This window comes from Pseudoflavonifractor phocaeensis, assembly GCF_038439875.1.
Taxonomy (GTDB): Bacteria; Bacillota; Clostridia; order Oscillospirales; family Oscillospiraceae; genus Vermiculatibacterium.
Genome location: NZ_JBCDMT010000001.1, coordinates 73,223 through 100,113, shown reverse-complemented (window position 1 = coordinate 100,113; position 26,891 = coordinate 73,223). Strand labels below are relative to the sequence as shown.

At 64.0% G+C, this 26,891-nt stretch carries 23 protein-coding genes; 17 read left to right on the top strand and 6 right to left on the bottom strand.

The features are described from left to right. Window positions 1–4 precede the first annotated feature (4 nt). Both AAEU42_RS00500 and AAEU42_RS00495 read right to left on the bottom strand, forming a co-directional pair. Entirely contained in the window at window positions 5–1,132 is a 1,128-nt protein-coding gene (locus AAEU42_RS00500; RefSeq protein ID WP_342231553.1) for a WG repeat-containing protein, read from the bottom strand. 2 nt (window positions 1,133–1,134) lie between these two features. Next, complete coding sequence (locus AAEU42_RS00495) at window positions 1,135–2,268, bottom strand: THUMP domain-containing class I SAM-dependent RNA methyltransferase (RefSeq protein ID WP_342231552.1); 1,134 nt, start codon at window positions 2,266–2,268, stop codon at window positions 1,135–1,137. A gap of 173 nt (window positions 2,269–2,441) precedes the next feature. Here AAEU42_RS00495 and AAEU42_RS00490 point away from each other — a divergent pair, with 173 nt between their 5' ends. The 16 genes from AAEU42_RS00490 to AAEU42_RS00415 all read left to right on the top strand — a co-directional run bounded on the left by AAEU42_RS00490 (window position 2,442) and on the right by AAEU42_RS00415 (window position 20,555). Then, window positions 2,442–2,882 (top strand): NfeD family protein, encoded by a 441-nt coding sequence (locus tag AAEU42_RS00490; RefSeq protein WP_342231551.1) that lies wholly within the window; start codon window positions 2,442–2,444, stop codon window positions 2,880–2,882. A gap of 47 nt (window positions 2,883–2,929) precedes the next feature. After that, window positions 2,930–3,883, top strand: a complete 954-nt coding sequence (locus AAEU42_RS00485; protein ID WP_342231550.1) for an SPFH domain-containing protein — start codon at window positions 2,930–2,932, stop codon at window positions 3,881–3,883. Between the two features lie 174 nt (window positions 3,884–4,057). Further along, window positions 4,058–6,052: a DHH family phosphoesterase gene (locus AAEU42_RS00480; protein ID WP_342231549.1), complete on the top strand. Its 1,995-nt coding sequence runs from the start codon at window positions 4,058–4,060 to the stop codon at window positions 6,050–6,052. Window positions 6,053–6,099: 47 nt separating this feature from the next. Further along, a complete protein-coding gene (gene rplI, locus AAEU42_RS00475) occupies window positions 6,100–6,549 on the top strand; it encodes a 50S ribosomal protein L9 (RefSeq protein ID WP_342231548.1) in 450 nt (149 codons plus the stop codon). A gap of 49 nt (window positions 6,550–6,598) precedes the next feature. Then, window positions 6,599–7,942 carry a replicative DNA helicase gene (gene dnaB / locus AAEU42_RS00470; protein ID WP_342231547.1) on the top strand — a complete coding sequence of 448 codons (1,344 nt, stop codon included), beginning with the start codon at window positions 6,599–6,601 and terminating at the stop codon, window positions 7,940–7,942. A 75-nt stretch (window positions 7,943–8,017) separates the two neighbouring features. Then, on the top strand, window positions 8,018–9,394 hold the full coding sequence (tilS, locus tag AAEU42_RS00465) for a tRNA lysidine(34) synthetase TilS (protein WP_342231546.1): 1,377 nt from the start codon (window positions 8,018–8,020) through the stop codon (window positions 9,392–9,394). Further along, window positions 9,391–9,948: a hypoxanthine phosphoribosyltransferase gene (hpt, locus tag AAEU42_RS00460; RefSeq protein ID WP_342231545.1), complete on the top strand. Its 558-nt coding sequence runs from the start codon at window positions 9,391–9,393 to the stop codon at window positions 9,946–9,948. Before tilS ends, hpt begins: the two co-directional genes overlap by 4 nt. Before the next feature lie 30 nt (window positions 9,949–9,978). Further along, the gene (gene ftsH / locus AAEU42_RS00455; RefSeq protein ID WP_342231544.1) at window positions 9,979–11,829 is read left to right on the top strand and encodes an ATP-dependent zinc metalloprotease FtsH; all 1,851 of its coding nucleotides are present in this window, start codon (window positions 9,979–9,981) and stop codon (window positions 11,827–11,829) included. A 40-nt stretch (window positions 11,830–11,869) separates the two neighbouring features. Further along, the gene (locus AAEU42_RS00450) at window positions 11,870–12,991 is read left to right on the top strand and encodes a hypothetical protein (protein WP_342231543.1); all 1,122 of its coding nucleotides are present in this window, start codon (window positions 11,870–11,872) and stop codon (window positions 12,989–12,991) included. A gap of 12 nt (window positions 12,992–13,003) precedes the next feature. Further along, the gene (locus AAEU42_RS00445; RefSeq protein ID WP_342231542.1) at window positions 13,004–14,152 is read left to right on the top strand and encodes an aminotransferase class V-fold PLP-dependent enzyme; all 1,149 of its coding nucleotides are present in this window, start codon (window positions 13,004–13,006) and stop codon (window positions 14,150–14,152) included. A gap of 28 nt (window positions 14,153–14,180) precedes the next feature. Beyond that, entirely contained in the window at window positions 14,181–14,654 is a 474-nt protein-coding gene (locus AAEU42_RS00440) for a methylglyoxal synthase (RefSeq protein WP_342231541.1), read from the top strand. Window positions 14,655–15,149: 495 nt separating this feature from the next. Next, on the top strand, window positions 15,150–16,262 hold the full coding sequence (locus tag AAEU42_RS00435) for a hypothetical protein (RefSeq protein WP_342231540.1): 1,113 nt from the start codon (window positions 15,150–15,152) through the stop codon (window positions 16,260–16,262). Window positions 16,263–16,295: 33 nt separating this feature from the next. Then, window positions 16,296–17,183: a nitrilase family protein gene (locus AAEU42_RS00430; protein WP_342231539.1), complete on the top strand. Its 888-nt coding sequence runs from the start codon at window positions 16,296–16,298 to the stop codon at window positions 17,181–17,183. Between the two features lie 245 nt (window positions 17,184–17,428). Continuing rightward, on the top strand, window positions 17,429–17,617 hold the full coding sequence (locus AAEU42_RS00425; RefSeq protein WP_342231538.1) for a helix-turn-helix domain-containing protein: 189 nt from the start codon (window positions 17,429–17,431) through the stop codon (window positions 17,615–17,617). A gap of 99 nt (window positions 17,618–17,716) precedes the next feature. Next, entirely contained in the window at window positions 17,717–19,105 is a 1,389-nt protein-coding gene (locus tag AAEU42_RS00420; protein ID WP_342231537.1) for a sodium:solute symporter family protein, read from the top strand. Window positions 19,106–19,115: 10 nt separating this feature from the next. Next, the gene (locus tag AAEU42_RS00415; RefSeq protein ID WP_342231536.1) at window positions 19,116–20,555 is read left to right on the top strand and encodes an SLC5/6 family protein; all 1,440 of its coding nucleotides are present in this window, start codon (window positions 19,116–19,118) and stop codon (window positions 20,553–20,555) included. 89 nt (window positions 20,556–20,644) lie between these two features. On the opposite strand, the gene AAEU42_RS00410 is transcribed toward AAEU42_RS00415, so the two are convergent. The 4 genes from AAEU42_RS00410 to AAEU42_RS00395 all read right to left on the bottom strand — a co-directional run bounded on the left by AAEU42_RS00410 (window position 20,645) and on the right by AAEU42_RS00395 (window position 25,269). Then, window positions 20,645–21,043, bottom strand: coding sequence for an RNHCP domain-containing protein (locus AAEU42_RS00410; protein ID WP_342231535.1), 399 nt, complete (start codon window positions 21,041–21,043; stop codon window positions 20,645–20,647). 299 nt (window positions 21,044–21,342) lie between these two features. Next, a complete protein-coding gene (locus AAEU42_RS00405; protein ID WP_342231534.1) occupies window positions 21,343–22,578 on the bottom strand; it encodes a glycerate kinase type-2 family protein in 1,236 nt (411 codons plus the stop codon). 71 nt (window positions 22,579–22,649) lie between these two features. Beyond that, entirely contained in the window at window positions 22,650–24,509 is a 1,860-nt protein-coding gene (locus AAEU42_RS00400; RefSeq protein WP_342231533.1) for an FtsX-like permease family protein, read from the bottom strand. After that, window positions 24,499–25,269 carry an ABC transporter ATP-binding protein gene (locus AAEU42_RS00395; protein WP_342231532.1) on the bottom strand — a complete coding sequence of 257 codons (771 nt, stop codon included), beginning with the start codon at window positions 25,267–25,269 and terminating at the stop codon, window positions 24,499–24,501. The genes AAEU42_RS00400 and AAEU42_RS00395 overlap by 11 nt, the downstream gene beginning before the upstream one ends. A 351-nt stretch (window positions 25,270–25,620) precedes the next feature. On the opposite strand from AAEU42_RS00395, the gene AAEU42_RS00390 reads away from it, so the two are divergent. After that, complete coding sequence (locus AAEU42_RS00390) at window positions 25,621–26,856, top strand: DUF401 family protein (protein WP_342231531.1); 1,236 nt, start codon at window positions 25,621–25,623, stop codon at window positions 26,854–26,856. Window positions 26,857–26,891 lie beyond the last annotated feature (35 nt).

The following is a 26,891-nucleotide window of genomic DNA, read 5'->3' as shown; positions in this document are numbered from 1 at the left end:
CCGCTCAGAAGAGGTCCACCCGCTGTTCCGGGCGGGCCAGACGGGAGGCCAGGGCGGCGGCCTCGGAACGGGTGACGGCGTCGTCGGGGCGGTAGGAGAGGGAACCGTCCACGCCGGTGAGGATCCCCTTGGCGTAGAGCCCCCAGATAGCCGGAGCGGCGGGGTCCGCGGCGGACACGTCCCCCACGGCGGCCTTCACTCTGGTCAGGCTGTTGCGCTCGGTCAGGCTCTTGGCCAGGCTGGTGGCGGCAAAGACCTGGGCCAGCTCCCGGCGGGTGATCTGCCGGGTGTAGCTGTCAAACTGGTCCGCCGTGATGATGCCGCTGGCCTGGCAGTAGCTCACCGCCGAGTTGTACCAGGGGTTGCTGACGTGGGAGGTGGTGTGGAAGTCGTCCCCCCGGTAGCGGCTCTCCATGTTGGCCGCCATCTGGATGGCCTCGGCCACGGTGACGGCCCGGCCCGGCTCGAAGGAGGTGCCGCCCGTGCCCGCCATGATGCCGGTGTTGTAGGCGATATCCACCCACAGGGAGAACCAGTCCTTCCCCTTCACGTCGGAGAAGGAGGGCAGTTTGCCCCGGGTGAGGGGGAACTGGCTCCCCTCCACCCCCAGGGCCGCCAGCTGGCCCGGGAGCTGATACAGGGGGACCACGGTCTTGCCTCCGTCCTGGGCGGTGAGGATCAGGGCGTCCAGCCCGCCGCTCTTGCCCACCTCCACGCTGTCGTAGATCAGAGGGTAGATCTGGTTGGTCTTTTTTCCGGCGGCGCTCTGGTAGGGCAGGACGCTGACCACCCCCCAGCCGCCCCCCTTCTGGGCGATGTACAGCCCATAGCCCGCGGGCATCAGGGTGTCGTACTCCGGCTCGATGAGATACTTTCCGTCGGGGCGGATGACCCCCAGCCGGCCGTTCAGGTTCACCGCGGCCATCCCCAAGGAGAAGGAGACCACGGAATTATACTGGAGGGGGATGGCCACGGTCCCGTCCGGGCCGGCGAAGCCCCACTTCCCGTCCTCCTCCGCCTGGGCAAAGCCCTCGCTGTATCCGTGGATCTGGAGGGCCGAAGCGCCCGGCAGGCAGGAGAGGAGCAGGCACACGCACAGCGCCAGTGCCGCCAGAGGTCTTGTCCGCTTCATCACTATCTCCCCTTTTTCTTTCCCAAATATTGAAACAGGTCGCATTTGAGCATCCCGTTGTAAAGTTTCCGCTTCTTGTCCGCCTGCCTGCCGAAGGTCCGCTCGAACTCCGTATGGGAGGACAGCAGGTAGAGGCTCCACCCGGCGGGCACCTCCTGCCAGGCCTGGCCGAAGGCGGCGTAAAGCCCTTCCGCCTCCCGGTGCTCCATGATGCGCTCGCCGTAAGGCGGGTTGGTCACCACCCGGCCAGTGGGCTCCGCCGGGTGAAACTGTCCGGCGTCCGCCACTTCGAAGCGGACGTCGCCCTCCACCCCCGCCTTCTCGGCGTTGCTCCGGGCGATGGCCACGGCCTGGGGATCGACGTCCCCGCCCCAGATATCATACACCCCGTCATACTCCTTGTCCATGGCCTCTCCGGCGGCGTCCAGCCAGGTCTGGGAGGGCAGCCACTTCCACCGCTGGGCGGAGAAGGAACGCTCCAGCCCCGGGGCCCGGTTCCGGGCAATGAGGGCGGCCTCGATGGCGATGGTGCCAGAGCCGCAGAAGGGGTCCCGGAAGGGGTCCTTCCCCCGGTAGCGGGAGAGGAGCACCATCCCGGCGGCCAAAGTCTCCCTGAGGGGAGCGGCCACCCCCACCGCCCGGTAGCCCCGCTTGTGGAGGCCGGGACCGGTGGTGTCCAGGAAGAGCTCCGCCACGTCCTTCATGATGGAGAACTGGATTTGATACACTGCCCCCGTCTCGGGCAGGGTCTCCAGCCCGTACTTCCCGCCCAGCCAGGCAGCCACCGCCTTCTTCACGATGGACTGGCAGGCGGGGACGGCGTGGAGGGCGGAGTCCAGGCAGTGGCCCTTCACCGGGAAGGCCCCCTCCTGGGGGATGAACCGCTCCCAGGGCAGGGCCCTGGTCCCCTCGAAGAGGGCGTCGAAGCTGTCGGCCGGGAAGCGGCCCAGTCGGATAAGCACCCGCTCGCCGGTGCGCAGGTTCAGGTTGGCCCGAGCGATGTCCCCGGCCTGGGCGGAGCACAGCACCCGGCCGTTTTCCGCCTGGACCTGTTCAAAATTCAGACGGCGCAGCTCGTCGGCGCACAGTCCCTCCAGACCGAAAAGGGTGGGGACGGCCAGGGTGAGATGTTCCAAGGGGGCTTCCTCCTTTTTGTTTAGACGAAAGGAACCATAATAATGTTCCCAAAAATCCACGCCAAACATGATTTCCTATCATTATACTAGTTTTGGCCCGGTTTGGCAAACATTTTACTTTCCTTTTCCGTACCTTTATGCTAGACTATCAAGTATGAAAGGAGTTGATCAGCATGCCCTGGCTTCCCAGCGTGGTCTGGTTGGGCCTCCTCATCCTCTTTGCTTTGGTAGAGGCCGCCACCGTGGGATTGATCTCCATCTGGTTTGCCGCTGGAGCCTTGGTGGCTCTGCTGTCCACTTTCTTCACGGACAGCGTGTGGATCCAGATTGGTATTTTCCTGGTGGTGTCCGCCGTTGCCCTGGCGCTGATGCGGCCCTTGGCCGGCAAATACATGACCCCCAAGAACGTGGCCACCAACGCCGACCGGGCCATCGGTAAAGAGGCCGTGGTCACCGAGGAGATCGACAATTTGAAGGGGCAGGGCGCCGTGGCCGTGTGCGGTGTCACCTGGACCGCCCGCAGCGATGACGACCACGTCATCCCCGCCGGCGAAACCGTCACCGTCCTGCGCATCGAAGGGGTCAAACTCTTCGTTGCCCCTGTGCAGAAATGAGGGCCGCCCCGCATATCGCGGCCCAAAGTTGGAAAGGAGTCGTCAACATGCCGTCCATTTCTTCCATTATGCTCATCGTACTGGTCATCCTGATCCTCCTGGTGCTGGCTCTCAACATCAAGGTGGTCCAGCAGTCCCGCGCCTACGTCATCGAGCGTCTGGGCGCCTTCCACTCCGTCTGGGGCGTGGGCGTCCACTTTAAGATCCCCTTCATTGAGCGGGTGGCCAAGGCCGTCTCCCTCAAGGAGCAGGTGGTGGACTTCGCCCCCCAGCCCGTCATCACCAAGGATAACGTCACCATGCAGATCGACACGGTGCTCTACTTCTCCATCACCGACCCCAAGCTCTACACCTACGGCGTGGAGCAGCCCATGTCCGCCATCGAGAACCTGACCGCCACCACCCTTCGTAACATCATCGGCGATCTGGAGCTGGACCAGACCCTCACCAGCCGGGACATCATCAACTCCAAGATGCGCTCCCTCCTGGACGAGGCCACCGACCCCTGGGGCATCAAGGTCAACCGGGTGGAGCTGAAAAACATCCTCCCGCCCCGGGAGATCCAGGACGCCATGGAGCGGCAGATGAAGGCCGAGCGGGAACGCCGGGAGTCCATCCTCCAGGCCGAGGGCCAGAAGGCCAGCCAGATCCTGGTGGCCGAGGGCGAGAAGCAGTCCGTCATCCTGAAGGCCGAGGCCGCCAAGGAGGCCGCCATCAAGAAGGCCGAGGGCGACAAGGAGGCCCGCATCATGGCCGCCGAGGCCGAGGCCACCGCCATCCTCCAGGTCCAGCAGGCCACCGCCGAGTCCCTCAAGCTCCTCAACCAGGCCGCCCCCAGCGACCAGGTGGTGAAGCTCAAGGCCCTGGAGGCCTTTACCAAGGCCGCCGACGGCAAGGCCACCAAGCTCATCATCCCCTCCGAGATCCAAGGGCTGGCCGGCCTGGCCGCCAGCGCCAAGGAGATCTTCGTGGACGACAAGGCCCAGCCCGAGCAGAAATAAGCCCGGATCGATATACAGGGTGGATATCCCGTCAGGGAATATCCACCCTGTATTTTGTCCTCCGCCTCCGCTCCGGCCTGACAAACATGCCCCTTGGCGGCTTGTTTTTCCCCCCTGCTTCTGATATAATAATTTCTCTACGGATCTCTATTTTTCACCGGGGAGGTGTCCGCCATGCACAGAAAAAGCCTGTCTCATATCCTGGAGCCCAGCTTCCGGCTCTATTTTATCTTTCTGGCCGCTTTTACTCTGGCCACCGCCGTCACCGGCGACTGGGGCCTGGCCATCGTGGAGGGCGTCCTGGTCCTCCTGCTCTTCCTCTATTTCCGCCGCAGCAGCAGCCTGCGCCGGAAGGAGATCTTGGGCTATATCGAAAACATCACCTACAACATGGACGTGGCCGCCAAGGACACCATGGTCAACGCCCCGCTGCCCATGGTCATCTTCCGCCCCGACACCGAGGAGATCATCTGGTCCAACGACCGCTTCCTCCAGCTCACCGGGGAGCGGGACCACCTCTTTGACCGGAAGATCACCGACGCGGTGCCCGACTTCGACCCCCGCTGGCTCATGGAGGGCAAGACCCAGTGCCCCGCCGAGGTGCGGGTGGAGGATAAGCGGTTCCTGGTCTTCGGCCATCTGGTGCGCACCGACGACAAGGACGAGCGGCGCTACCTGGCCACCACCTACTGGGTGGACGTCACCGCCTTCTCCGACCTCCGGGACGAGTTCTACGCCACCCGCCCCGTGGTGGCCATCCTGATTCTGGACAACTACGAGGAGGTCTTTAAGGGCGTCAGCGACAACGTCAAGACCGCCATGCTCTCCGACATCAACCGCCGGCTGGACGAGTGGGCCGCCCCCACCGACGGGCTGCTGTGCCGCTACGACCGGGACCACTACCTCTTCGTCTTTGACGAGCGCTACCTCCCCGCCTTCCTGGAGAAGAAATTCGACGTGCTGGACCAGATCCACGAGGTGGTCAACCCCAACGGCCTGCCCTCCACCCTCTCCATCGGCGTGGGCCGGGACGCGGACACCTATACGGACCTCTTCCAGTACGCCTCCCTGGCGGTGGAGATGGCCCTGTCCCGGGGCGGCGACCAAGCGGTGGTGAAGAACCGCTTCAACTTCGACTTCTACGGCGGCCGGGCCAAGGAGACGGAAAAGCACACCAAGGTGAAGAGCCGGGTCATGGCCAACGCCCTGTCCGAGCTCATCGGCGACGCCTCCCAGGTCTTTGTCATGGGCCACAAGTTCCCCGACCTGGACTGCATCGGCCCGGCGGCCGGCATCCTGGCCATCGCCCGGAAGCGGGGAGTCCCCGCCCACATCGTCCGGGACACCGATTCCAACCCGGCGGACAAGATGGTCGCCGAGCTCTCCTCCCTGCCGGAATATGAGGGCGTGTTCCTCACCGGCCCCGACGCCATGATCTCCGCCGACGCCAGCTCCCTGCTGGTGGTGGTGGACACCAACCGGCCCGAGCAGGTGTTGTCCCAGGATTTGCTGGAGTCCATCAACAAGGTGGCGGTCATCGACCACCACCGCCGGGCGGCCAGCTATATCGAGGGCGCCGCCCTCAACTTCCACGAGCCCTACGCCTCCTCCGCCTCCGAGCTGGTCACGGAGCTGCTTCAATACATCATGGAGCCCTCCGACCTCCTCCGGGGGGAAGCGGAAGCCCTGATGGCGGGCATCGTACTGGACAGCAAGAACTTCACCATCCGCACCGGCTCCCGCACCTTTGACGCGGCGGCCTACCTGCGCCGGGCAGGGGCGGACACCACCGAGGTCCGCCGGTTCTTCAAAAACGACCTGGGCCACACCATCTCCCGCTACGGCATCATCAAGGAGGCCAAGATGTACCGTGGGGACATGGCCATCGCAGCTCTGGACCACCCGGTGGACCGGGTCACCGCCGCCCAGGCCGCCGACGAGCTGCTGGGGGTGGCCGGGGTGAACGCCTCCTTCGTCCTCTTCCCCGACGGGGAGCGGGTCATCCTCTCGGCCCGGAGCCTGGGGGAGACCAACGTCCAGGTCATCCTGGAGCCCCTGGGGGGCGGCGGCAACGCCGCCGTGGCCGGGGCCCAGATCCCCGGCAAGACCGTGCTGGAGGTCCGGGACGAGCTGATGGCCTCCATCGACAAGTACTGCGAAGACGAGTAACGCCATAACCGATCCACTATTTTTATACTGCAAAGGAGTCAAGTGTCATGAAAGTGATTTTACAGCAGGACGTGAAGGGCCAGGGCAAGAAGGGCCAGCTCATCGAGGCCAGCGACGGCTACGCCCGCAACTTCCTCCTCCCCCGAAAGCTGGCCGTGGCCGCCACCGCCGAGAACCTGAACACCATGAAGCAGCAGGACAAGGCCAAGCGGGCCCAGGAGGCCGCCGAGCGGGCCGCCGCCCTGGAGATTGCCGAGAAGCTCAAGGGCTGCATGGTGAAAATCCCCGCCAAGGCTGGCTCCGGCGGGCGGCTCTTCGGCTCCGTCACCTCCAAGGAGGTGTCCGAGAACCTGAAGGCCCAGTGCGGCATCGACATCGCCAAGGCCAAGATCGTGCTTTCGGAGCCCATCAAGGCCTTCGGTACCTATCAGCTCAAGTGCAAGCTGGGCTATGAGGTCACCGGCACCGTCAACGTGGTGGTGACCGAGGAGAAGTAAGCCCCGCCCAACGGGCGGCATCCACAAGAGACGAAAGAGGTGACCGGACATGGACGAACTGCTCTCCCGCCAGATGCCCCACTCGGTGGAGGCGGAACAGGCGGTGCTGGGCTCCATCCTTATCGACGAGCGGTGCGTGCCCCAGGTGATCGAAGCGCTGAAGCCGGAGGATTTCTATCTCCGGCAGAACCGGGAGATCTATGAGACGGTCTGCTCTATGTTCAATTTTTCCGAGACCATCGACCCGGTGACCGTGCTGGACAAGATGCGCCAGGCCGGGGTCTACGACGAAAACACCTCCTATGACTACGTCCGCCAGCTCATGGTCATCACCCCCACGGCGGCCAACGTGATGGAGTACGTGAACATCGTCCGGGACAAGTCCCTCCTGCGGCGCATCGCCGAGACGGCGGGGGCCATCACCGGCCTCATCCAGGAGGGCACCGCCACCGCCCAGGAGGCCCTGGAGTCCGCCGAGCAGCGCATCTACGCCATCCGCCAGGGCCGCAGCGCCCAGGGCTTGGAGCACATCTCCTCCGTCATCCTGGGGGTCTACAACCGGCTCAACGAGCTGGCCGCCAGCGGGGACGCGGTGCCGGGGCTCTCCACCGGCCTTGTGGACGTGGACGCCGCCATCTCCGGCCTCAACAAGTCCGACCTCATCCTCCTGGCCGCCCGGCCCGGCATGGGCAAGACCTCCATGGCCCTGAACATCCTCCTTCACGCCGGCAAGTTTTCCGGCAAGACGGTGGTGTTCTTCTCCCTGGAGATGAGCCGGGAGCAGCTGGCCATGCGCCTGATCTCCGGCGAGTCCTTCGTGGACAACAAGAAGCTGGTGACGGGCCAGCTCTCCGAGGACGACTGGGGCAAGATCGCCGCCGCCTCGGCGGCCCTCAACCAGACCCAGATCCTCATCGACGACAACCCCATGCTCTCGGTGGCCGATATGAACGCCAAGTGCCGCCGTGTGGATAACCTGGGCCTGGTGGTCATAGACTATCTCCAGCTCATGACCTCCGCCGGCGGCCCCACCCGGGGCAGCGACAACCGCCAGCAGGTGGTCTCCGACATCTCCCGGAGCCTGAAGATCATGGCCAAGGAGCTCAACGTCCCCGTGCTGTGCCTCTCCCAGCTCTCCCGCGCCAACGAGGCCCGGGCCAACAAGCGGCCCATGCTCTCCGACCTGCGGGAATCGGGCGCCATCGAGCAGGACGCCGACATCGTCATGTTCCTCTATCGGGAGGGCTATTACGACGAGGAGACCGAGGACCACAACCTGGCCGAGTGCATCATCGCCAAAAACCGCCACGGCGAGACGGGGACGGTGGAGCTGCAATGGCTGCCCGAGTACACCACCTTCGCCTCCATCGACCGGCGGCACTCGGAATATTGAGTGTTCCGGGACTGAGCGCCCGGTTTTCCGTCCAGACTACATCCATCGGGGCGCCGCCCCGAGAAGGAGCCCCACATGCTGGAACAAGCCCTGGCTCTGACAAGGGAATACGCCATGCTCTCCCCCGGCTCCACGGTGCTGTGCGCCGTCTCCGGCGGGGCGGACTCCATGTGCCTGCTCCACTGGCTCTCCCGCCGGGAGGATATCTCTCTCCACGCCGCCCACTTCGACCACCGGCTCCGGGGTGCGGAATCCGACGCCGACGCCGCCTTCGTCCGGGACTGGTGCCGGGAGAACGGCATCCCCTTCCACCTGGGCTCCGCCGACGTGAGGGCCAGGGCAGGTGAGGCGGGCCGGGGCATCGAGGAGACCGCCCGGGACCTCCGCTACGCCTTCCTCCGCCGGACTGCCCAGGACATCGGCGGGGCGGTCATCGCCACCGCCCACAACGCCGACGACAACGCCGAGACCCTTTTGCTCCATCTGGTCCGGGGCACCGGGCTCCAAGGGCTGGCGGGCATCCCGCCCCGGCGGGACGACCTGGTGCGCCCCCTGCTCACCACCCCCCGGGAGGAGATCCTGGCCTACCTGGAAGAATTCCACGTCCCCTACCGGGAGGACAGCTCCAATGCCGACGAGGCTTTCTCCCGCAATAAATTAAGGGCTCAGGTCATGCCGGTGCTGAAGGAGCTCAACCCCCGGTTCCTGGAGGGCTGCTCCGCCGCCATCCGCTCCCTGCGGGCCGACAACGACTTTTTGAACGCCCAGGCCGCCCGGGTCTGCCAGAACGCCCGGTGGGCGGAGGACGACCTGGTCATCGAGGCCCGGTATATCGCCGAACTCCCCCCCGCCCTGGCCCCCCGGGCCGCCCGGCGGCTCATCGAGATGATGGGGGACGGCTCCACCGACTGCTCCGCCGCCCACCTCAACGGCATCGTGGAGCTGTGCCGGGGGGAGGATCCCTCCGCCGTCCTCTTTCTCCCCCGGGGCATGCTGGCCCAGCGGGTATACCGGGAGCTGCTCCTCACCACCCAGTCGGACCCCCTGCCCCCTCTGACCCCCACCCCCCTCAATTTCGAGGGGTTGACCATCCCCCCCAACAGCCGGTACGCGTGCCGGTGCCGGGCCGCCCTCTGCCCCGGCGCGCCGGAGCCCGGCGTGTGGTATCTGGCCCGGGACCGGCTCTCCCCCGGCGCCCTCCTCCGGCCCCGCCAGGTGGGGGATTCCCTCTCCCTCCCCGGCCGGGAGGGCACCAAGACGGTAAAGAAGTGGCTCATCGAGGCAAAAGTCCCCCGGCGGGAGCGAGAACAGCTCCCCGTCCTGGCCGACGCCTCCGGCGTGGCCGCCCTGGCGGGCTTCGGCCCCGAGGCGTCCCGTCTGGCCCAGCCGGGCCAGGAGGCCTGGGCCCTTTCCTTTGAGAGATTACAAAGAGAGAAGGATCACGAGACATGATGAAAGACGATATCGAGCGGATACTTATCTCCCAGGCCGAGCTGGAGCGGCGGGTGGCCGAGCTGGGCGCCCAGATCAGCGCCGACTACGCCGGAAAGGAGCCCATCCTGGTCAGCGTCCTGCGGGGCTCTTACATCTTTATGGCCGATCTGACCCGGCATATCGACACCTTCTGCCGGGTAGACTTCATGGCGGTCTCCTCCTACGGCTCGGGCACCGTCTCCTCCGGCCAGGTGAACATCATCAAGGACCTCTCCGACTCCATCGAGGGCCGGGATGTCATCGTGGTGGAGGATATCCTGGACAGCGGCAACACCCTGCACTACCTCTTCCAACTGTTGAAGGCCCGGCACCCGGCCTCCATCCGCCTGGCCACCCTCCTCGACAAGCCCTCCCGCCGCACCAAGCCCATCACCGCCGACTACGTGGGCTTCGAGGTCCCCGACGAGTTCGTGGTGGGCTACGGCCTGGACTTTGACGAGCGTTACCGCAACCTCCCCTATATCGGCATCCTCAAGCCCAGTGTCTACAAGGACAAATTGGGTCTGGAATAACACCCTTCTCCGAAAGGACGTGGTTTCCCCTTGAACAAGAAGATCAGCGCCAGGGACGTGGGCTTTTTGAGCCTGATCGTGGTGATCCTGCTGGTGGCCGTATTCGCCCTGCGGGGCATGGACGCGCCTCCCACCCCCTCCTACGCCGAGGTGCGCTCCCTCATCGAACACCAGCAGGTGGAGACGGTCACCGTGAAGGACAATACCCTCACCATGACCCTCAAGGAGCCCTGGAACGACTCCACCACCGTCACCACCAAGCTGTACAGCACCCAGATGTTCCACGAGGACTTCGACGAGATCTTGGCGGCACAGAAGCGCGCGGGCATCCTGGCGGATTACGACTACCCGCCCGACACAGTGCTGCCCTGGTGGATCTCCTTCCTGCCCTGGCTGTTGATTTTGGGGCTCTTCGCCATTCTGTGGTACAACATGATGATCCGCCAGGCGGGGGCCGGCGGCGGCGCCGGGGGCGAGAAGCCGGGCAAATTCAGCCACGCCCGCACCAAGACCGCCGAGGCCGAGGGGAAAAAGGTCACCTTTGCCGACGTGGCGGGGGCAGACGAGGAGAAGGCCGAGCTCCAGGAGGTGGTGGACTTCCTCAAGGATCCCAAGCGCTATCTGGACCTGGGGGCCCGCATCCCCAAGGGCATCCTCCTGGTGGGCCCTCCGGGCACCGGCAAGACCCTGCTGGCCAAGGCGGTGGCCGGGGAGGCGGGGGTCAACTTCCTCTCCATCTCCGGCTCTGACTTCGTGGAGCTCTACGTGGGCGTGGGCGCGTCCCGGGTACGGGACCTCTTCGACCAGGCCAAAAAGGACTCCCCCGCCATCGTCTTCATCGACGAGATCGACGCCGTGGGCCGCCAGCGGGGCGCGGGCCTGGGCGGCGGCCACGATGAGCGGGAGCAAACCCTGAACCAGCTCCTCGTCGAGATGGACGGCTTCGGCACCAACGAGGGGGTGGTGGTCCTGGCGGCCACCAACCGGGTGGACATCCTGGACCCCGCCCTCCTGCGGCCCGGCCGGTTCGACCGGCAGGTCTACGTGGGGGCTCCCGACGTGAAGGGCCGGGAGGAGATTCTCCTGGTCCACTCCCGCAATAAGCCCCTGGCCGACGACGTGGATCTCAAGACCTTGGCCAAGTCCACCGCCGGCTTCACCGGTGCGGACCTGGAAAACCTGATGAACGAGGCCGCCCTCCGGGCCGCCCGCCTCCGCCGCCCCTTCATCACCATGGAGGACCTTCAGGAGTCCGTCATCAAAGTGCTGGCCGGCCCGGAGAAGAAGAGCCGGGTGGTCATCCAGCGGGAACGGAAGCTCACCGCATACCACGAAGCGGGCCACGCCCTGGTTATCCACGCCCTGGACAGCCAGGACCCGGTGCACCAGATCACCATCGTCCCCCGGGGCATGGCCGGGGGCATGACCATTCACCTGCCCAAGGAGGACAAATCCTTCCAGTCCAAGAAGGAGCTCACCGACCGCATCGCCGTGTGCCTGGGCGGCCGGTGCGCCGAACAGCTGGTGCTGGGGGACGTGTCCACCGGCGCGGGGAGCGACCTTCAGCAGGCCAGCTCCATCGCCCGGAACATGGTCATGCGCTACGGCATGTCCGACCGGCTGGGCAACGTGGTCTTTGACTCCGGCCACGACGAGGTATTCATCGGCCGGAGCATGGCCCAGGCCAAGAGCTACTCTGAGGAGGTGGCAGCCGTCATCGACGAGGAGGTCAAGCGCCTTCTGGACCAGGCCTACGAGACCTGCGAGACCATTTTGAAGCGGGACCGGCCCTACCTGGATAAGGTGGCCCAATACCTGCTGGAGAACGAGAACATGGACGCCGCCACCTTCGAGGCCATGTTTGCCTCCGAAGAGGCCTGAGCGGCCTTCCCCCCACCGCCCCGGAAAGGAGGCCCCACCGATGAAAAAACGTCTGGCCGCGCTGCTGTGCGCCGTTGTCCTGCTCTGTGCCGCCGCCCTTCCACGGGCGGAGGCCGCCGCCTCCACCGTCTATCTGCTGGCCACCAACGACAAGATGTGTGACCTTCCCGGCGGCCTGCTCCCTGTGGCGGTGAGCGGAACCATCTACGTGCCCTACCTGGTTTTTGACAAGGCCACCACCGGGGTGGACCTGGGGGTCTACTACGGCCTGACCCAGGAGCGGGGCACCATCCTCACCCTCTATTCCCTGTCCGGCTATCTCACCTTTACGGTGAACATGGGCATCTGCGTGGACAACCAGGACACGCAGATGGACTTCCGGGCCGTCATCCGAAACGGCGTGGTCTACGTCCCCGCCGCCGCCGTGTGCAATTTCTTCGGCCTCACCTACTCCTTCCTGCCCACCACGGACCGGGGCACCCTCATCCGCATCACCAACAGCTCCTCCACCCTTTCCGACAGCGTGTTCCTCAGCTCGGCCAGCGGCGGCATGAACCACCGCTACAACAACATCATCAACGGTCAGGAACCCATGGCCACCCCCGCGGTGAACAACCCCGCCCCCACGGCGCCCCCCCAGCCCAGCAGCACGCCTGCCCCCGGCAGCACCACCAAGGAGGACGTGCATGTCTATCTGGCGGTGGACGCCTCCCAGGCGGGGGAGGGGCTTTTGTCCCTCTTTCCCTCCTCCACCCACGCGCTGTTTCTCTTCACCCCCGACAGCCTTGCCCCGCAGAGCGCTCTGATCCGCCAGGCGGTGGCGGCTGGCCACTCGGTGGGACTTATCGTGGACGGCAGCGCGGAGGATGCTCTGGAACAGCTGGAACGGGGCAATGAACTTTTGACCCACATCGCCCGGATCCGCACCCGCATCGTCTCGGCTCCGGAACGGCTCACCGCCTCCCTGACCGGAGCCGGCTGGTCCTGCTGGACGCCAAACGTCACCGGTTCCACCTCCGCCGACCTTCTGCGGGGCCTGGAGAGCAGGAAGTCCATGGGCCGGGTCACTCTGCCCGCCAACACCTCCGTCGTTTCCCGGGTCCTCAGCCAGCTGCGGGCCGACCGGTACACCCTCCGCCAACCCCTGGAGACCAATCTGTGAGGGGGCGGGCGCGTGCGTGAGGTTTATCTGGACAATGCCGCCACCTCCTTTCCCAAGGCCCCCGGCGTCGGAAAGGCCATGGCGGCCTACATCGACACCGTAGGCCGCAACATCGGCCGGGGCAGCTACGCCCCCGCCCAGGCGGCGGCGGGCGTGGCGTGGGAGGTCCGGGAGCGGTTGTGCCGTCTGCTGGGCGGCCCCGCCCCCCGGAACGTGATCTTCACGCCCGGGGCCACTTACGGCCTCAATTTTCTGCTCAAGGGCCTGCTGCGGCCCGGCGACAGGGTCCTCACCTCCCCCATGGAGCACAACGCCGTCCTGCGGCCCCTGGAACAGCTGAAGGGCCGGGGCGTCCAGGTGGAGCTTCTCCCCTGTGATGGGGAGGGCCTTCTCGATCTGGAAGCCCTCCCCCCCCTGCTGGAGGGGGCCCGGGCGGTGATCCTGACCCACGCCTCCAACGTGACCGGCGGGCTGATGCCGGCGGCCCAGGTGGGGGCCCTCTGCCAGGCCCGGGGCGTCTTTTTCCTGGTGGACGCCGCCCAGAGCGCCGGACACGTGCCCATCGACATGGCCGCCATGGGCATCGACGGCCTGGCCCTCCCCGGCCACAAGGGGCTTTTAGGCCCTCAGGGCATCGGGGCCCTCCTGGTCACCGACGCCATGGCCCAGGCACTGGACCCCCTGGTCTCCGGCGGCACCGGCAGCTTTTCCGAGTCTCTGGATATGCCCCCCTGCCTTCCCGACCGGCTGGAGCCCGGGACCCTGAACCTGCCCGGCGTCTATGGCCTGTCCGCCGCCCTGGACTTTCTGGAGGCCCAGGACGGCCTCATGGACCGCCAGCGGCGGCTGGGGGGCCACCTGTGGGCCCGGATGAAGGAGCTGGAGGAGGACGGCCTGTCCGTCCCCGGCCCGGAGCCGGGCGGCCGGGTGGGGGTTGTCAGCGTGGATTTCAGAGGCCGGGACAACGGCGAGGCCGCTTTCCTGCTGGAGCGGGACTACGGCGTCCAGACCCGCTGCGGCCTCCACTGCGCCCCCGCCGCCCACAGGACGCTGGGCACCTTCCCCGGCGGGCTGGTCCGCTTTTCCGTGGGACCCTTTACCACCTTTGAGGAATTGGACTACGTCCAGGGGGCGGTCTATGAACTGCTCACCCGGAGCTGATACCGAAACAGACAGGAGAGATGACCCCATGACAAACAAAGAAAAGGTCAAGCAGGTGCTCAACCCCCAAAAGCGCATCGCCCTCATCGCCCATGACAACATGAAGGACGAGATCATCGACTGGTGCCAGGACAACAAGGAGATCCTGGCCGGCCACTTCCTCTGCGGCACCGGCACCACCGCCCGGATGATCGCCCAGCGCACCGGCCTGCCTGTCTTTGGATACAACTCCGGCCCTCTGGGGGGGGACCAGGAGGTGGGGGCCCAGATCGTCCAGGGGAAGATCGACATGGTCATCTTCTTCTCCGACCCTCTCACCGCCCAGCCCCACGACCCCGACGTGAAGGCCCTCCTCCGCATCGCCCAGGTCTACGATATCCCCATCGCCAACAACCGGGCCACGGCGGATTTCCTTATCACCTCCCCCTTCCTGAACACCGAGTACACCCACTACATCATCGACTTCAAAAAGGCCGTCCGGGACCGGGCGGATACGCTGTAAGCGAAAAAAGCGCCGCCTCTCTTTGAGAGATGGCGCTTTTTGTTTGCCAAGATTTCACAGACGCCTTAACCAAAGCGGCGAAGCCATTAGGCTTCGCCGCTTTTTTCAACACCGCCCAGCCTCACCCACCCCACCATTTCAAGCGGCCTCTCCCAAGACTTCCAAGCTATGTTTTGCTTTATAATGCACAATCAAAAACACGCTTATCTTTACAATAATATATATTAATTTATAAAAAAGAATTGACAATGCATGTAAAATATAGTAACGTGTATTTATCGACAATACTTTACACAAATCGACATGTCCGATTATGCAATGTGCCGTTGAAAAAAGGGGGTTGGTAAATGCCAAATTCTTGGGTCAGTCAATCAAATTCAAATGAAAAATGGAGTGAGAGTGATGAGCAGCAGGAAAAGACCAACCGCGGCATTTATCGGTGTCCTTATTTTTGGTTTCGTACTCTATTTCGCAATGTCCGCACTACAGCCGAACTTGGGAAACAGCCTGTTCGACTACAACACCTGGCTTGATAAAATGCGGGGCAGCCCTCTGTGGAGCTTCCTTTGGATGCTCGGTGACGCCACCGAGCCCCACTTCCACAAATCCCTGCTCGGCGGCATCGGCGTATTGGCCGGCTCCGTCATTGCCTATTTGCTGGACCGGAAAGGTTCCCGCTTCCGCATGACCCCCATCTCTTACGGTTTCGGGCAGATCTGGCCGTGGATCTTCGCGGCGGCTTTCCTCAGCATGGGGATTGTGACCATCCTCTTCGGCGCGCTGCGCATTGAGGGAGATGCCTGGTCCGCCACCTTCGTCCCCTACGTCAGCGTCGCCTCCGCCGTCATCCTGCTCTACGGCGGCCGGATCGAGGTCCTGCTCACCGGAGCCATCCTGGGCGCCGTCTTTACCACACCGGCCACCATTTTTATCCGCAACGAGCTGCTCTTTCCCCACGGCCTCCCCGGCGTCATCGGCAGCGTCAGCGGCATGTGGATCGGCGGCATCTTCGTCTTCGAGATCTGCCGGTTCCTGCCGTGGATGAAGCGTCAACCGCTGACTGACCTCTCTCCCGCCCAGGTGGCGGGTGAGATCCCAATCTCCGAATATAAGCACCTCCATCCCAATCAATATTTCGTACGCAGGATGCTGGCCGACTACTCCGAGCCCATGTTCGTGGGCAACGAACTGGCCGGGGCCTGTCTGATCATCGGCAGCCTGATCAGCTGGCTTTTGAACCCCCTGCACCCCATTTATGGCACGGGACTGTTCCCGGCCTGTCTCCTCAGCCAGATCCTTACCGGAGCCATCGCCATGTACGTCTACTGGGACGGCTGGATGGACAATGATTTCTTCCCAACCTTTGTCCCCGTGGTCTCGGTGGCGCCCGCCATGGTACTGCTCTTCGGCGGCTCCATGCCGGTCATCCTCATTTCCGCCGTCCTGGGCGCCTTGAGCTGCCCGGCCCTGGCCCTCATGATCAACGAGAAGATCCCGCCCCATTGGCACGGCATGGTGGGTTTTACCGGCTCCATGGCAATCTGTTCCTTCGGCGCCACCGTATTCCTGCGCTATCTGTTTATGGCGTTCCCAGGCCTGCTGGGTTAAAGTTGTCCCAAAATCAAAAAGGAGGAGTCAAAAATGTTGGAACTCAACAAGATCGACAACCAGGAAAGCATGGTCAAGCTGGCCGCTGTCCAAATGGAGCCTCAGCTGGGCTGCAAGAAAGAGAACGTGGCCAAGAGTGTCCGCATGATCAACGAGGCGGCGGACCAGGGCGCAAACCTGATCACGCTGCCGGAGCTGTGCAACACAGGCTACATGTTCAACTCCCGCCAGGAGGTCTATGACTGCGCTGAGCCGGTGCCCGGCGGGTATACCTGCGGCGAGTGGGAAAAGGTGGCCCGGGAGCGGGGCGTGTACATCGTCGCCGGCATCACTGAGTTGGCCGAGGACGGTGTGCGCTGCTACAACAGCGCCGTTCTCATCGGCCCCGACGGCTATATCGGCAAGCACCGCAAGCTGCACCTGTGGTGCGATGACAAGATCTTCTTCGAGCCCGGCGATCTGGGCTACCAGGTCTTTGAGACCCCCATCGGCCGCATCGGCATGCTCATCTGCTTCGACATGTGGTATTTCGAAAACTTCCGCATCCTGGCGCTGAAGGGCGCCGATGTGGTCTGCTGCCCCACCAACTGGGTAGACATCCCTCCCGCTGAGCTGCGCACCATGGGCACCCACCTGGCTATGGTCAACGCCAACTGCAACAATATCTTCGTGGTCGCCGCGGACCGCATCGGGACGGAGCGGGGCTGCAAGTTCCCCGGCCGCAGCCTGATCGTCGGCCCTGACGGCTGGTTCCGCGCGGGCCTGGCCTCCGATAACCAGGAGGAGGTTCTGGTGGCGGAAGTCAACCTGATGGAGGCGCGCCGTCTGAACTGGAACGCCATGAACGTCATCTTCCGCGACCGCCGCACCGATCTCTATGACGCGGCGCTGGGCAGCGGGGAAAAGATCCTGCCCCGCTGACCGATACCGCCCTTTCCTTTCTCCAGGCTTTCTCCCCTTGTACGCAGCAGGAAAATACGGACGCACCGCTCCCACGGTGCGTCCGTATCCTCCCCCTCCATGGTGGGAATACTTCTTTACAGCTTCGTTTCAACTTTTTGATTGCCCTTGCTTTTTATGTTTTTTATTGTATAATATAGTCAAGAGTAATAAACATAGCGGCAAATGATGCCGGATATGTAAATTGAAACGGAGAGGATCATAACATGAGCGCCGATGTGAAGTTTTTGACCGTGGAAGATGTGAGCGAGATGCTGCAGGTTTCCCGCATCACGATCTACAATTTAAAAAAGAAAGGCCTGCCTTTTCTGAAGATCGGGAAAAACATCCGCTTCGATCAGCAGGAAGTGCTGGACTGGATCAAGTCCACGGGCCGAGGACAAACGGAAGGCTGATGCGCAGTGCGTCTTGCTTATCTTGCGCCAATTCTGCTTTATATTATTGCCATTCTCCTCATAAGCGCTTTTTTTACAAAAAAAGCGCTTACTTCTTATATGGAGTACGGTTTTTGCGGCCGTTCCCTGACCATTACCTTCGTGATCTTCACCTATCTTGGGACCTGGATCGGCGGCGGCACCATTGTTGGACTCGTGGGCAACGCCTATCTGGACGGGGCCAGCCAATACTGGATCTTTGGGATCTCCTGCGTGGCGGGCGTTTTGTTCGCCATGTTCTTCATCACCCGCATCAGGAGGCTTCAGGTCACAGGCATCGCCGATATGCTGTCGCTGCGTTTTCCGGAGTATAAGGAATTCATCCGTGTGCCCGCCACACTGGGATTGCTGATCCGCAATGTCACGGTGGTGGGCATGAATTTTGCGGCCATGTCCTATATGTTCACCTATTTTGCCGGGATCGACCACAATCTGGCCACCTTGCTGAGCTTATTCCTGGTGGTGGCTTATACTGTGGCCAGCGGCTTGTGGGGCGTGGTGGTCACAGACGTGCTCCAGGGCTTTATTCAAACCGCGGGCATGCTTTTTTTGTTCTTTTCCGCCCTAAAAAACAGCGGCGGCCTGGGCAGCACTCTGGATTTTTATGAACGTACGGACCAGCTGGCGGCCGTGTCCCTTATCCCCTCACAGGCCTCCGCCCCCACCATCCTCGGCTTCCTGTTCCTGTTTGGGCTTTTCTTTCTCATGGGGGACCAAAGCGACTGGGAGCGGATCTACTCCTGTAAAACAGACAAAACGGCCTTTTGGGGCTATCTGATCCCCCAGTCCATTACCCTGCTTCTGCTGCTTCTCCCCGCCTTTACCGGGGTGCTGCTGCGCACACTCACCAACGATGTGTCCGACGGGTATGTCCTCTATTGGTTCGTCTCTCAAATGCTCTCGCCGCAGATGACGATTTTCGTGATTCTGGTCATCATCTCCTCCGTGCTCTCCTCCGCCGACTCTTTCATGGTGGCTTCCGGGGTCATGTTCTCCGGCGACATTTTTCACCGGTTTATCAACCCGGAGGCGGGGGACCGCGAGCTCATTTTCTGGACACGGGTGGTGGCCATCCTGGCCGGCGGCATCGGCTACGCCTTCGCCATCAATATGCTGGACATCATGCAGCTGTGGAGCGTCGGAATCGGTATCGCCGCTGTCATCCTCTTGCCGGCCTACTTTTCCGCCTGGTTTTCCAGACGGGTCAATACCCAGGGCGCGCTGGCCGGGATGGGGACGGGAATCGTCTATTGCGGCGGCCTTGTGCTGACGGGCGCCTCCTTCTCTGTCGGCCGGGTCCTTTTGGGCTTTGGCCTCAATGTGCTGGCCACCGTCGTCATCTCCCTGTCCACCCCGCCCCCTGCCCCGGAGCACGTGGCGCGAACCTACTACTGGGCTCCCCATTTTCACCAGGCAGAAAATCCGCCGGACCCCTCCGGCCAGTCGTGAGGCGATTTTTATGGGCGCAGGTATCCTAGCCGTTCAGGCCGCCGTCCTCATCCTGCTCGTCATATTTCTCCGCCGCCGTGGGTTCCACACCGTTCCGTTTCAGGATTTTTTATTCGCGGGCGGAAAAGTGCCTCATACCGTACTGACGCTTACCAGCTTCGCCAACTGGATGTGGACCACTTCCATCCTCGGCGCCACGGAGGCGGGCATCACGTACGGCCTGCTGGGCTGCGTCTCCTACGCCGTCGGTGCCTCCTTCGGCTTCGCCATGACCCTTGGGCTCCTGCGCTATGGGCGCAGGCACTATGGACGGCCCTTTTTCCTCTCCGACCTGGCGAGGGACCGGCTGTCCCGGAGCAGTGAGTATTTTTTCCTGGGCATTGGTGTGCTCATGGCCGCGTACACGATGGTCCAACAGCTGGTGGGCGTCGCCAACGTATTTTCCATGCTGTGGAACTGTTCCTACAAGTTCTTTTCCGTCCTTTTGGTCTTGGGCGCGGCTCTGTTCGTCCTTCTGACCGGGATGCGGGGCGTGCTGCTTCATGACCTCATCGGCTGTTTTACCATTCTCTTGACCCTGGCCGCCCTCCTGTTTCTGATGATCTTCGGCGGAGAGGCCCATCTGTTCCAGGAGGGACTGGGCATGGCACTGACCGATTTCCGCACCAGTACCCGAGGCGGCGCCCTCTCCTCCTTTTTGGCCGGACTTTGCTTTTATATGCTGGTCATGATCATTCTGGGTGTCTCGGAGACTTTGCTCGACCCGGTCTTTGCCCTGCGGGTCAATCTGATGGAGGACGCGGACCAGGCAGTCTCGTCCGTCCGCATGGGTTGTATCTGGATCTGGACTCCGGTGGTGGTGATCACCTCCTGCGTCCTGTGCTGCGTCTGGCGGGCCCGCATGGGCGGCGACCTGCCGGAGGGCTTGAGCACCAACCTTATGGTCGAAGTCCTCTTTTCCGGGGTGAACAGCTTCGCGCTCAGGAGCCTTTTCTCCTGCCTCATGCTGGCCATCGCCTTTACCACCGTCACCAATTCCCTGATGGGCGTATTCGCCCTTATGTCGCTGCGGGGCCACTCTCTCGTCACAGGAGAGGAGGGAACGCCGGAATCCCACCGCCGGTTCGGCTCCCTCTTCCTGCTGATGTTCGCCCTCTTCTGTGGACTGATCGTCCTCTCTCTGGACAACATTTCCCTGTTTCGGATCAACATTGTCTGCGGCATTTTCTTCGCCGCTCCCTGTGGGATTTTGCTCTTTTTCCGGGGAATCCCCATCCGTGCCGGCCGGTTTCCCATCCTGGCCGCCATTGTGGGTGTGGTCGTTGGCGTCCTGGTCTGGATGCGCGTCGAGGACAGCCAGTACAGCCTTCTGTTCGGCGCGATGGCCTCCTTCCTCATCCCCGCCATCCTCATCGGCTTCTCTCAGCCGCTACGCCTGGAGCATGATTGACCCCTTTCATGAAAAGATAAAGAGCGGCCCCTGTCAAAAAGACAGGGGCCGCTCTTTATTTCTTCCATCCCGGCGGCACGCCGCCGGACTCAGGGCAGGGAATAGCCCATGGCATCCGCCATCCGCTCCAGCAACTCCAGGGGGAAGGGGGGCTGGGCCAGGGGCCGGGCGGCCAGGGACAGGAGCTGCACGGGGTTGTCGTCCCCCGCCACCCGGTTGGAGCTGAGGGCTCCGCAGCGGCGGCAGCGGTGGATGACGGCCCACTCGCCACCCTTGCGGACCCAGACGGCCACCGGTTCCATGACCCCGCCGCAGTCAGCGGCCCGGTCGCCGGGGGTGTCGTCCACGTGGAGGCTGGACAGGCAGTTGGGGCAGTGGTTCCTGTGCCGGCTTCCCGCACCCTCGGGGGTGACCAGACGGCCGCAGACCTTGCAGGTGAAGGTTTCGTGGCAGGGGTTGACGCGATAGTCGATACGGTGCTTTTTCATTTATGACCTCTCCTAAAATGAAGTAATTGTTTCATTCAGGGAGGCTGGGTCAGTTAAGGATTGACGCAAACCTCCCGGCTTTCGTCAATCTCCGAATCAGAGCAGTTCATTTGGAAACGCTTCAAAAAGCAGTTCCTCCTTCAAATAATATGCGGCCCGGCGGGCCCCCGGCATCTGGCGCCCGCCGCCGTGATTCCATGATAAAGGCTCCCCGCCCCCTTGTCAAGAGAGAGCTGGCCGCCCGCCGCAGGGAAAGGGCGGAAGATCACCAAGGATCTTCCGCCCTTTTGACCGCCGTCTCAGCGGCGGATGAGGACCACCGCCACATCGTTGACGTTGGTGCCTGTGCCGCCGGTCATGATGAGCCCGCCGCACTTGGCGAGGGCGTGATAGGCGTCGTTCCGGCCCAGGACCTCAAAAAGATCCACGCCCTGGCCGGCCAGGACCTCGGCGGTCCCCCCGTCCACATAGCCCCCGGCGGCGTCCGTGGGACCGTCGGTGCCGTCGCTCCCCACGGAGAACACGGCGGTGTCCCGGAGCCCCGCGATGCCCCGGGCCGCCGAGAGGGCCAACTCCTGATTGCGGCCCCCCAGGCCCTTGCCCGTCAGGTGGACCACCGTCTCCCCGCCGGCCAGGAAGGCCAGGGACTTGTCCGCCTCCTGATGGGACCGGGCCACGGCGGCCAGGAAAGCCCCCGCCTCCCTCGCCTCGCAGTCCAGGCAGTCGGTGAGGAGCACCGGCTCGTAGCCCAGGTCCTGGCAGGCGTCGGCGGCGGCCCGGCACAGCTCCCGCACGGAGCCGGTGACCACGCTCTCCACGTTGTCCAGGGCCTTGGGGGTCTCCCGTTCCAGCAGGGCAAAAGCCTCCTGAGAGAGCCGCAGGCCGTACCGCCGGGCGGCGGCAAGGGCCTCGCCGCAGGTGGAGGAGTCCGGGTAGGCGGGGCCGGAGGCGATCATGTCCAGGGGGTCCCCGATGATGTCGGAGAGGACCACGGCAAAGACCCGGGCCGGGGCGCAGTGCTGGGCGAAACGCCCGCCCTTCACACCGGAGAGGCGCTTGCGGATGGTGTTCATCTCCACGATATCCGCCCCGCTGGCCAAAAGCTGTTCCGTCACGTCCCGGAGCTCCTCCTCCGGCACCAGGGGCGACTCGAAGAGGGCGGAGCCGCCGCCGGAGAGAAGGAAGAGGACGGTGTCCACCGCCGTCAGGCCCTCCGTGAGCGTCAAAGCCTCCGCCGTGGCGGAGAGGGTGGCGGCGTCGGGCACCGGGTGGCCCGCCTCCCGGATAAGGAGGGGGCCGATGGGGCCCCAGGCGTGGCCGTGCTTGGTGATGACGATGCCGCCGCTCACCCGCTCCCCCAGGCAGTCCCAGGCCGCCCGGGCCATGGACCAGCCCGCCTTGCCCACGCTGACCAGCACCAGGCGGCCGGGGCCGAAGTCCCGGCCCGCCAGGGCACGGCGGACCGCCTCCCCGGGCATCACCCGGCGGATGGCCTCCCGTACGATGATATCGCAGTCTCCACGCAGGTCTTTCATCCCCACCGCTCCCTCGCTCCGGTTTCTTTATGGTGTCCATTGTAGCCGGAGCGGCGGGGAATGTCAAAGCGTTATTCTTCTCTTCCGCCGCCGCTTTTCACCGCCCGCCAGGCGCCCAGGCAGGTGGCGAGGAAGTAGCCGCCGTAGATCAGCAGCAGGAACCCGGCGGTGAGGAGGCTGGAGCGCACCGTGTCCACCTTGCCCAGCTCCGCGATGACCTGGTTGGCCGCCGTCATGCCCACCACGGCGTGGACCACGCCCAGGACCAGGGGCAGGAGGAAGGCCAGGGCCACCTGGCTCACCACCGCCCCCCGGCGCATCCGCTCCGGGGCCCCCAGTTTCTCCAAAAGCTGATAGCGCCGGACGTTGTCGGCGGCCAGGGAGAGCTGCTGGAGGGCCAGCACCGCCGCGGCGGTGAGGAGGAAGACCAGCCCCAGGTAGAGGCCGATATAGAGCACCAGAATCTTGGCCCCCATCAGGTCGTAATAGTTGTCCAGCTTGAAGTTGCCCTGGAGGTCCAGCCCGTCGTTGAAGCCGGGGACCGCCATGGCGGTCCGGACGGCGTCGTCTGCCGCGGTCTTGTCCCCCCGGTAGGTGATGTTCACCATCTGCCGCCGGGGACGGAGCTGGGCAAGCATTTCGTCCGGCGCCACGGCGATGCCGCTGGCGGCGGGGCCGTTGACCACGGCCTGGGGCGCCCGCACCGGCGCCGCAAGCGCCTCCAGCCCGGGCAGGCCCCGGTTCGCCATCAACTGATTGTAGGCGGTAAGGCCCATGACGGCGTAGGCGTCCCGCTCGCTGATCCCGGTCACCGACGGGTCGTTATAATAGACGGTGACGTCCTCCACCCGCTCGAAGGTCTCCTCCGGGTCCAGCCCGGCGGAGCGGAAGAGGCCGGCCACGTCGGCCTCTTCATAGGCACTCTCCCGGCCGTAGTTGAGCACCGTCAGGTCGTAGGGGGCCTGGTCGGTAACGGCGGTGGTGATGGTGTCGTTGAGGCCCACCGAGCAGGCAGTGACCCCGATGGCCAGCAGCAGAAGCAGGCAGATGAGGGTGTTGGACACGCAGTTGGTGTGGACCTTGCCGCTCCACTGCCGCAGGACGAACATGTTGAGGCCCTTGTAGTACCCGGCGTGGCCCTTGGTCAGCCGCAGCAGGAAGCCGGACAGGGAGCGGAAGATGAGAAAGGTGCCCGCGCTCCCCAGGGCCAGCATCCCGAACCACAGTGGGTCGATGCGCAGAAGGCCTCGGATAAGGAGGATGGCGTAGGCCGCCCCCAGAAGGGCGCAGCCCAGGAGGAAGAGGGCCGCCGACACCCCCAGGGGCCGCTGGGCCACCTCCTCGTTCTTCCGCTCCCCCCGCACCAGGTCGATGACCTTGGCCCGGGAGACCGACAGGCCGGTGAAGGCCATCACCACCAGGAAGATGGCCCCGAAGTAGAGGGCGGTCTTCCCCGCCGCCGCCCAGGAGATCTGGAAGGTGAACACCTCCGGCGGCGTGGCCAGAAACATGGCCACCGTCAGCTTGTCAAGGGCCCAGGAGCCCAGGATGCCCAGGGCCACGCCGGAGACCAGGGCGGCCAGGCCGATGACCAGGGTCTCCTCCACCAGCATCCGGGCCACCTGCCCCGCGGGCATCCCCAGCAGGTAGTAGGTGCCCAGCTCCCGCTTGCGCCGCTTCATCAAAAACTGGTTGGCGTAGAGGATGAGCCCCGCCAGCACCACCGCCACGAAGCCGGAGAACACCCCCACCAGGGTGAAGATGCTCTCCACGTTGGGGTTGTCCTTGCCGGCCAAAAAGGTCATGACGCTCTGGCCGTCCAGGGCGGAAAAAACGTAGAACAGGCACACCCCGAAGGTGAGGGTGAGGAAGTAGACGGCGTAGTCCTTCAGGCTGCGCCGGACGTTGCGCAGGGCCAGCTTAGAGAACATCGGTCCCGTCACCTCCCAGCTCGCTCACCACCGACAGGATGTCCCGGAAGAAGCTCCGCCGGTCCTCCCCCTCTCCCCGGCGTAGCTCCTTGTAGAGCTCGCCGTCCCGGAGGAAGAGGATGCGCCGGCACCAGGAGGCGGTGAAGGCGTCGTGGGTCACCAGCAGGATGGTGGCCCCCTCGGCCTCGTTGAGCTCCTCCAGCTGTCCCAGCAGCATCCGGGTGGACTTGGAGTCCAGGGCCCCGGTGGGCTCGTCGGCCAGGATGAGGGCCGGGCGGGTCACCATGGCCCGGGCGGCGGCCACCCGCTGCTGCTGGCCGCCGGACATCTGGTAGGGGAACTTCTCCAGCACGTCCTCCACCCCCAGCAGCCGGGCTGCCTCCCGGGCCTGGGCCTCCACCTCCCCGGCGGGGGCGCCGGTGATGGTGAGGGCCAGGGCGATGTTTTCCAGACCCGTCAGGGTGTCCAGCAGGTTGCAGTCCTGGAAGATGAAGCCCAGCCGCTCCCGGCGGAACCGGGCCAGAGCCTTGCCCCGGAGCTTGTCCAGCCGTGCGCCGTCAACGGTGATGGCCCCGGCGGAGGGGGTGTCGATGGTGGAGACACAGTTCAGCAGGGTGGTCTTGCCGCTGCCCGAGGGGCCCATGATGCCCACGAACTCCCCCGGCCAGACCTGGAAGTCCAGCCCCCGCAGGGCGTTGGTGCGGTTTCCCTTGCCGCCGTAGGTCTTTTGCAGTTTTTCCACTGTCAGGATGGGTTCCATGATTCGTCCTCCTTTATCTCGTTGAAGCCAGTCTACCAGAGAACCCTAAACCATTCTTTTCGGGAGAGTGAAGAAAACATAAAGGTTTTCTGACTTCGCCCCCTTGGGGATGAAATGCTCCCCGCTTTTATACTAAAAAATGTGGGAAAATGTCGTTTTAATTGATATCTTTTGGGCCCGGACCCATAACGAGATTCAAAAAAACCCGTGTTTTCAAGCCTTACCGGGTTCGGTCCAAAGGGCGGGCCGGAGGGCGTGTCCCTTGCCAAGCGGCGGAGCGGCCTTGTATAATGAGGAAAATCCATTTCCGGGAACGCCCCGGGCATTGTCCATTTTGACGAGGTGAGAAAGATGAGACAGCTTTTTTCCGTGGCCGCCGCCATTCTTTGTATCCCCATCCTGCTCAAGTGCGGGCTGACCATCGGCCCGGTCCTGCTGATCCTGGGCGTGGCCGCCGGCTTTTTGGGTGGTCTGGGCCCCCAGGCCGTTTTGACCGCCTTTACCGACGTCTTTACCCAGGCCTCCAGCCTGTCCTCCGTCCTCATCGTGGTGGAGATTGGCATGCTCAGCGTGCTGATGGCCCAGTACGGCCTGCTGGAGCGGATGGAGCGGGCCATGCGGAAGCTGATCCCCAGCGCCCGGATCAACATCATGCTCATCCCCGCCATGGTGGGCATCCTCCAGGCCCCCGGCGGAGCGGCGGTCTCCGCCCCTCCGGTGAACCGGCTGGGGGAGGAGATGGGGCTGACTCGGGCCCAGCGGTCCAACATCAACGTGGTCTGCCGCCACTTCCTGGTGGTCTTCGCCTCCTTCTCCGTCAACATGATCGTGGTCCAGAGCGTGGCCCCCCAGGTGGACATCGTCCGGCTGGGCCTGCTGAACTTCCCCTTTGTCCTCCTCATGCAGGCGGCGGGCTATTTTATCTTCCTTCGGAAGGCCAAGCCCCTGCCGCTGAAAAAGGTCAGTGTTCGGGCGTGGTGGGGAGCCCTGGGGGAATTCCTCATCGCCATGTCCCCCGTCTTTTCCATCATCCTTATCAACGCCCTGTTCGGCACGCCCTATGAGCTGGCCCTCCTGGTCTCCTTCCTCCTGGTGTTCCTGCTGGGGCGGGAGAAGAAGGAGTTCCCGCTCCGGCTGGTGAAGAGCTTCAGCCCCTCCCTGGCGGTGCTGATTGTGGGGGTCTACTTCTTCCAGCACATCGTGGAGCGCATGGACGACCTGCTGGCCCTGTTCGCCGCCCTCATCAACGGCCAGTCCAGCCTCATGTTCCTGACCATGGTGGCGGTGGTGGGCATCTGCTTCGGCCTGGCCACGGGACTGATGTACCTGCCGCTCGGGGTGCTGATCCCTATCGTGGTGGCCGCCCCCCACGCCAGCGAGATGGCCCTTCTGGTGGACCTCTTCTATGCCTTTATCTGGTGCTTCATCGGCTATATGTTCTCCCCCCTGCACCTGTGCCAGCTCCTCAGCGACAAGGAGACGGGGTGCACCGTGGGCGAGCGGTACAGGACCTATCTCCCGCTGATGATCGTTCTGCCCGTCTTGGTGGTGGCGCTGTATTTCCTCTATAAGCTCATTCTTCTCTAAATACAAAAAGCCGCCCCATCCGAAAGGATGGGGCG

Bases quoted from the DNA above. Each gene is read 5' to 3' on its own strand.
- rplI (WP_342231548.1), top strand. From the start codon at position 6,100: ATGAAAGTGATTTTACAGCAGGACGTGAAGGGCCAGGGCAAGAAGGGC.
- AAEU42_RS00400 (WP_342231533.1), bottom strand. From the start codon at position 24,509: ATGTTCTCTAAGCTGGCCCTGCGCAACGTCCGGCGCAGCCTGAAGGAC.
- dnaB (WP_342231547.1), top strand. From the start codon at position 6,599: ATGGACGAACTGCTCTCCCGCCAGATGCCCCACTCGGTGGAGGCGGAA.
- AAEU42_RS00500 (WP_342231553.1), bottom strand. From the start codon at position 1,132: ATGAAGCGGACAAGACCTCTGGCGGCACTGGCGCTGTGCGTGTGCCTG.
- AAEU42_RS00395 (WP_342231532.1), bottom strand. From the start codon at position 25,269: ATGGAACCCATCCTGACAGTGGAAAAACTGCAAAAGACCTACGGCGGC.
- AAEU42_RS00430 (WP_342231539.1), top strand. From the start codon at position 16,296: ATGTTGGAACTCAACAAGATCGACAACCAGGAAAGCATGGTCAAGCTG.
- AAEU42_RS00490 (WP_342231551.1), top strand. From the start codon at position 2,442: ATGCCCTGGCTTCCCAGCGTGGTCTGGTTGGGCCTCCTCATCCTCTTT.
- AAEU42_RS00425 (WP_342231538.1), top strand. From the start codon at position 17,429: ATGAGCGCCGATGTGAAGTTTTTGACCGTGGAAGATGTGAGCGAGATG.
- AAEU42_RS00420 (WP_342231537.1), top strand. From the start codon at position 17,717: ATGGAGTACGGTTTTTGCGGCCGTTCCCTGACCATTACCTTCGTGATC.
- tilS (WP_342231546.1), top strand. From the start codon at position 8,018: ATGCTGGAACAAGCCCTGGCTCTGACAAGGGAATACGCCATGCTCTCC.
- hpt (WP_342231545.1), top strand. From the start codon at position 9,391: ATGATGAAAGACGATATCGAGCGGATACTTATCTCCCAGGCCGAGCTG.
- AAEU42_RS00480 (WP_342231549.1), top strand. From the start codon at position 4,058: ATGCACAGAAAAAGCCTGTCTCATATCCTGGAGCCCAGCTTCCGGCTC.
- AAEU42_RS00410 (WP_342231535.1), bottom strand. From the start codon at position 21,043: ATGAAAAAGCACCGTATCGACTATCGCGTCAACCCCTGCCACGAAACC.
- AAEU42_RS00390 (WP_342231531.1), top strand. From the start codon at position 25,621: ATGAGACAGCTTTTTTCCGTGGCCGCCGCCATTCTTTGTATCCCCATC.
- AAEU42_RS00440 (WP_342231541.1), top strand. From the start codon at position 14,181: ATGACAAACAAAGAAAAGGTCAAGCAGGTGCTCAACCCCCAAAAGCGC.
- AAEU42_RS00485 (WP_342231550.1), top strand. From the start codon at position 2,930: ATGCCGTCCATTTCTTCCATTATGCTCATCGTACTGGTCATCCTGATC.
- AAEU42_RS00405 (WP_342231534.1), bottom strand. From the start codon at position 22,578: ATGAAAGACCTGCGTGGAGACTGCGATATCATCGTACGGGAGGCCATC.
- AAEU42_RS00415 (WP_342231536.1), top strand. From the start codon at position 19,116: ATGGGCGCAGGTATCCTAGCCGTTCAGGCCGCCGTCCTCATCCTGCTC.
- AAEU42_RS00450 (WP_342231543.1), top strand. From the start codon at position 11,870: ATGAAAAAACGTCTGGCCGCGCTGCTGTGCGCCGTTGTCCTGCTCTGT.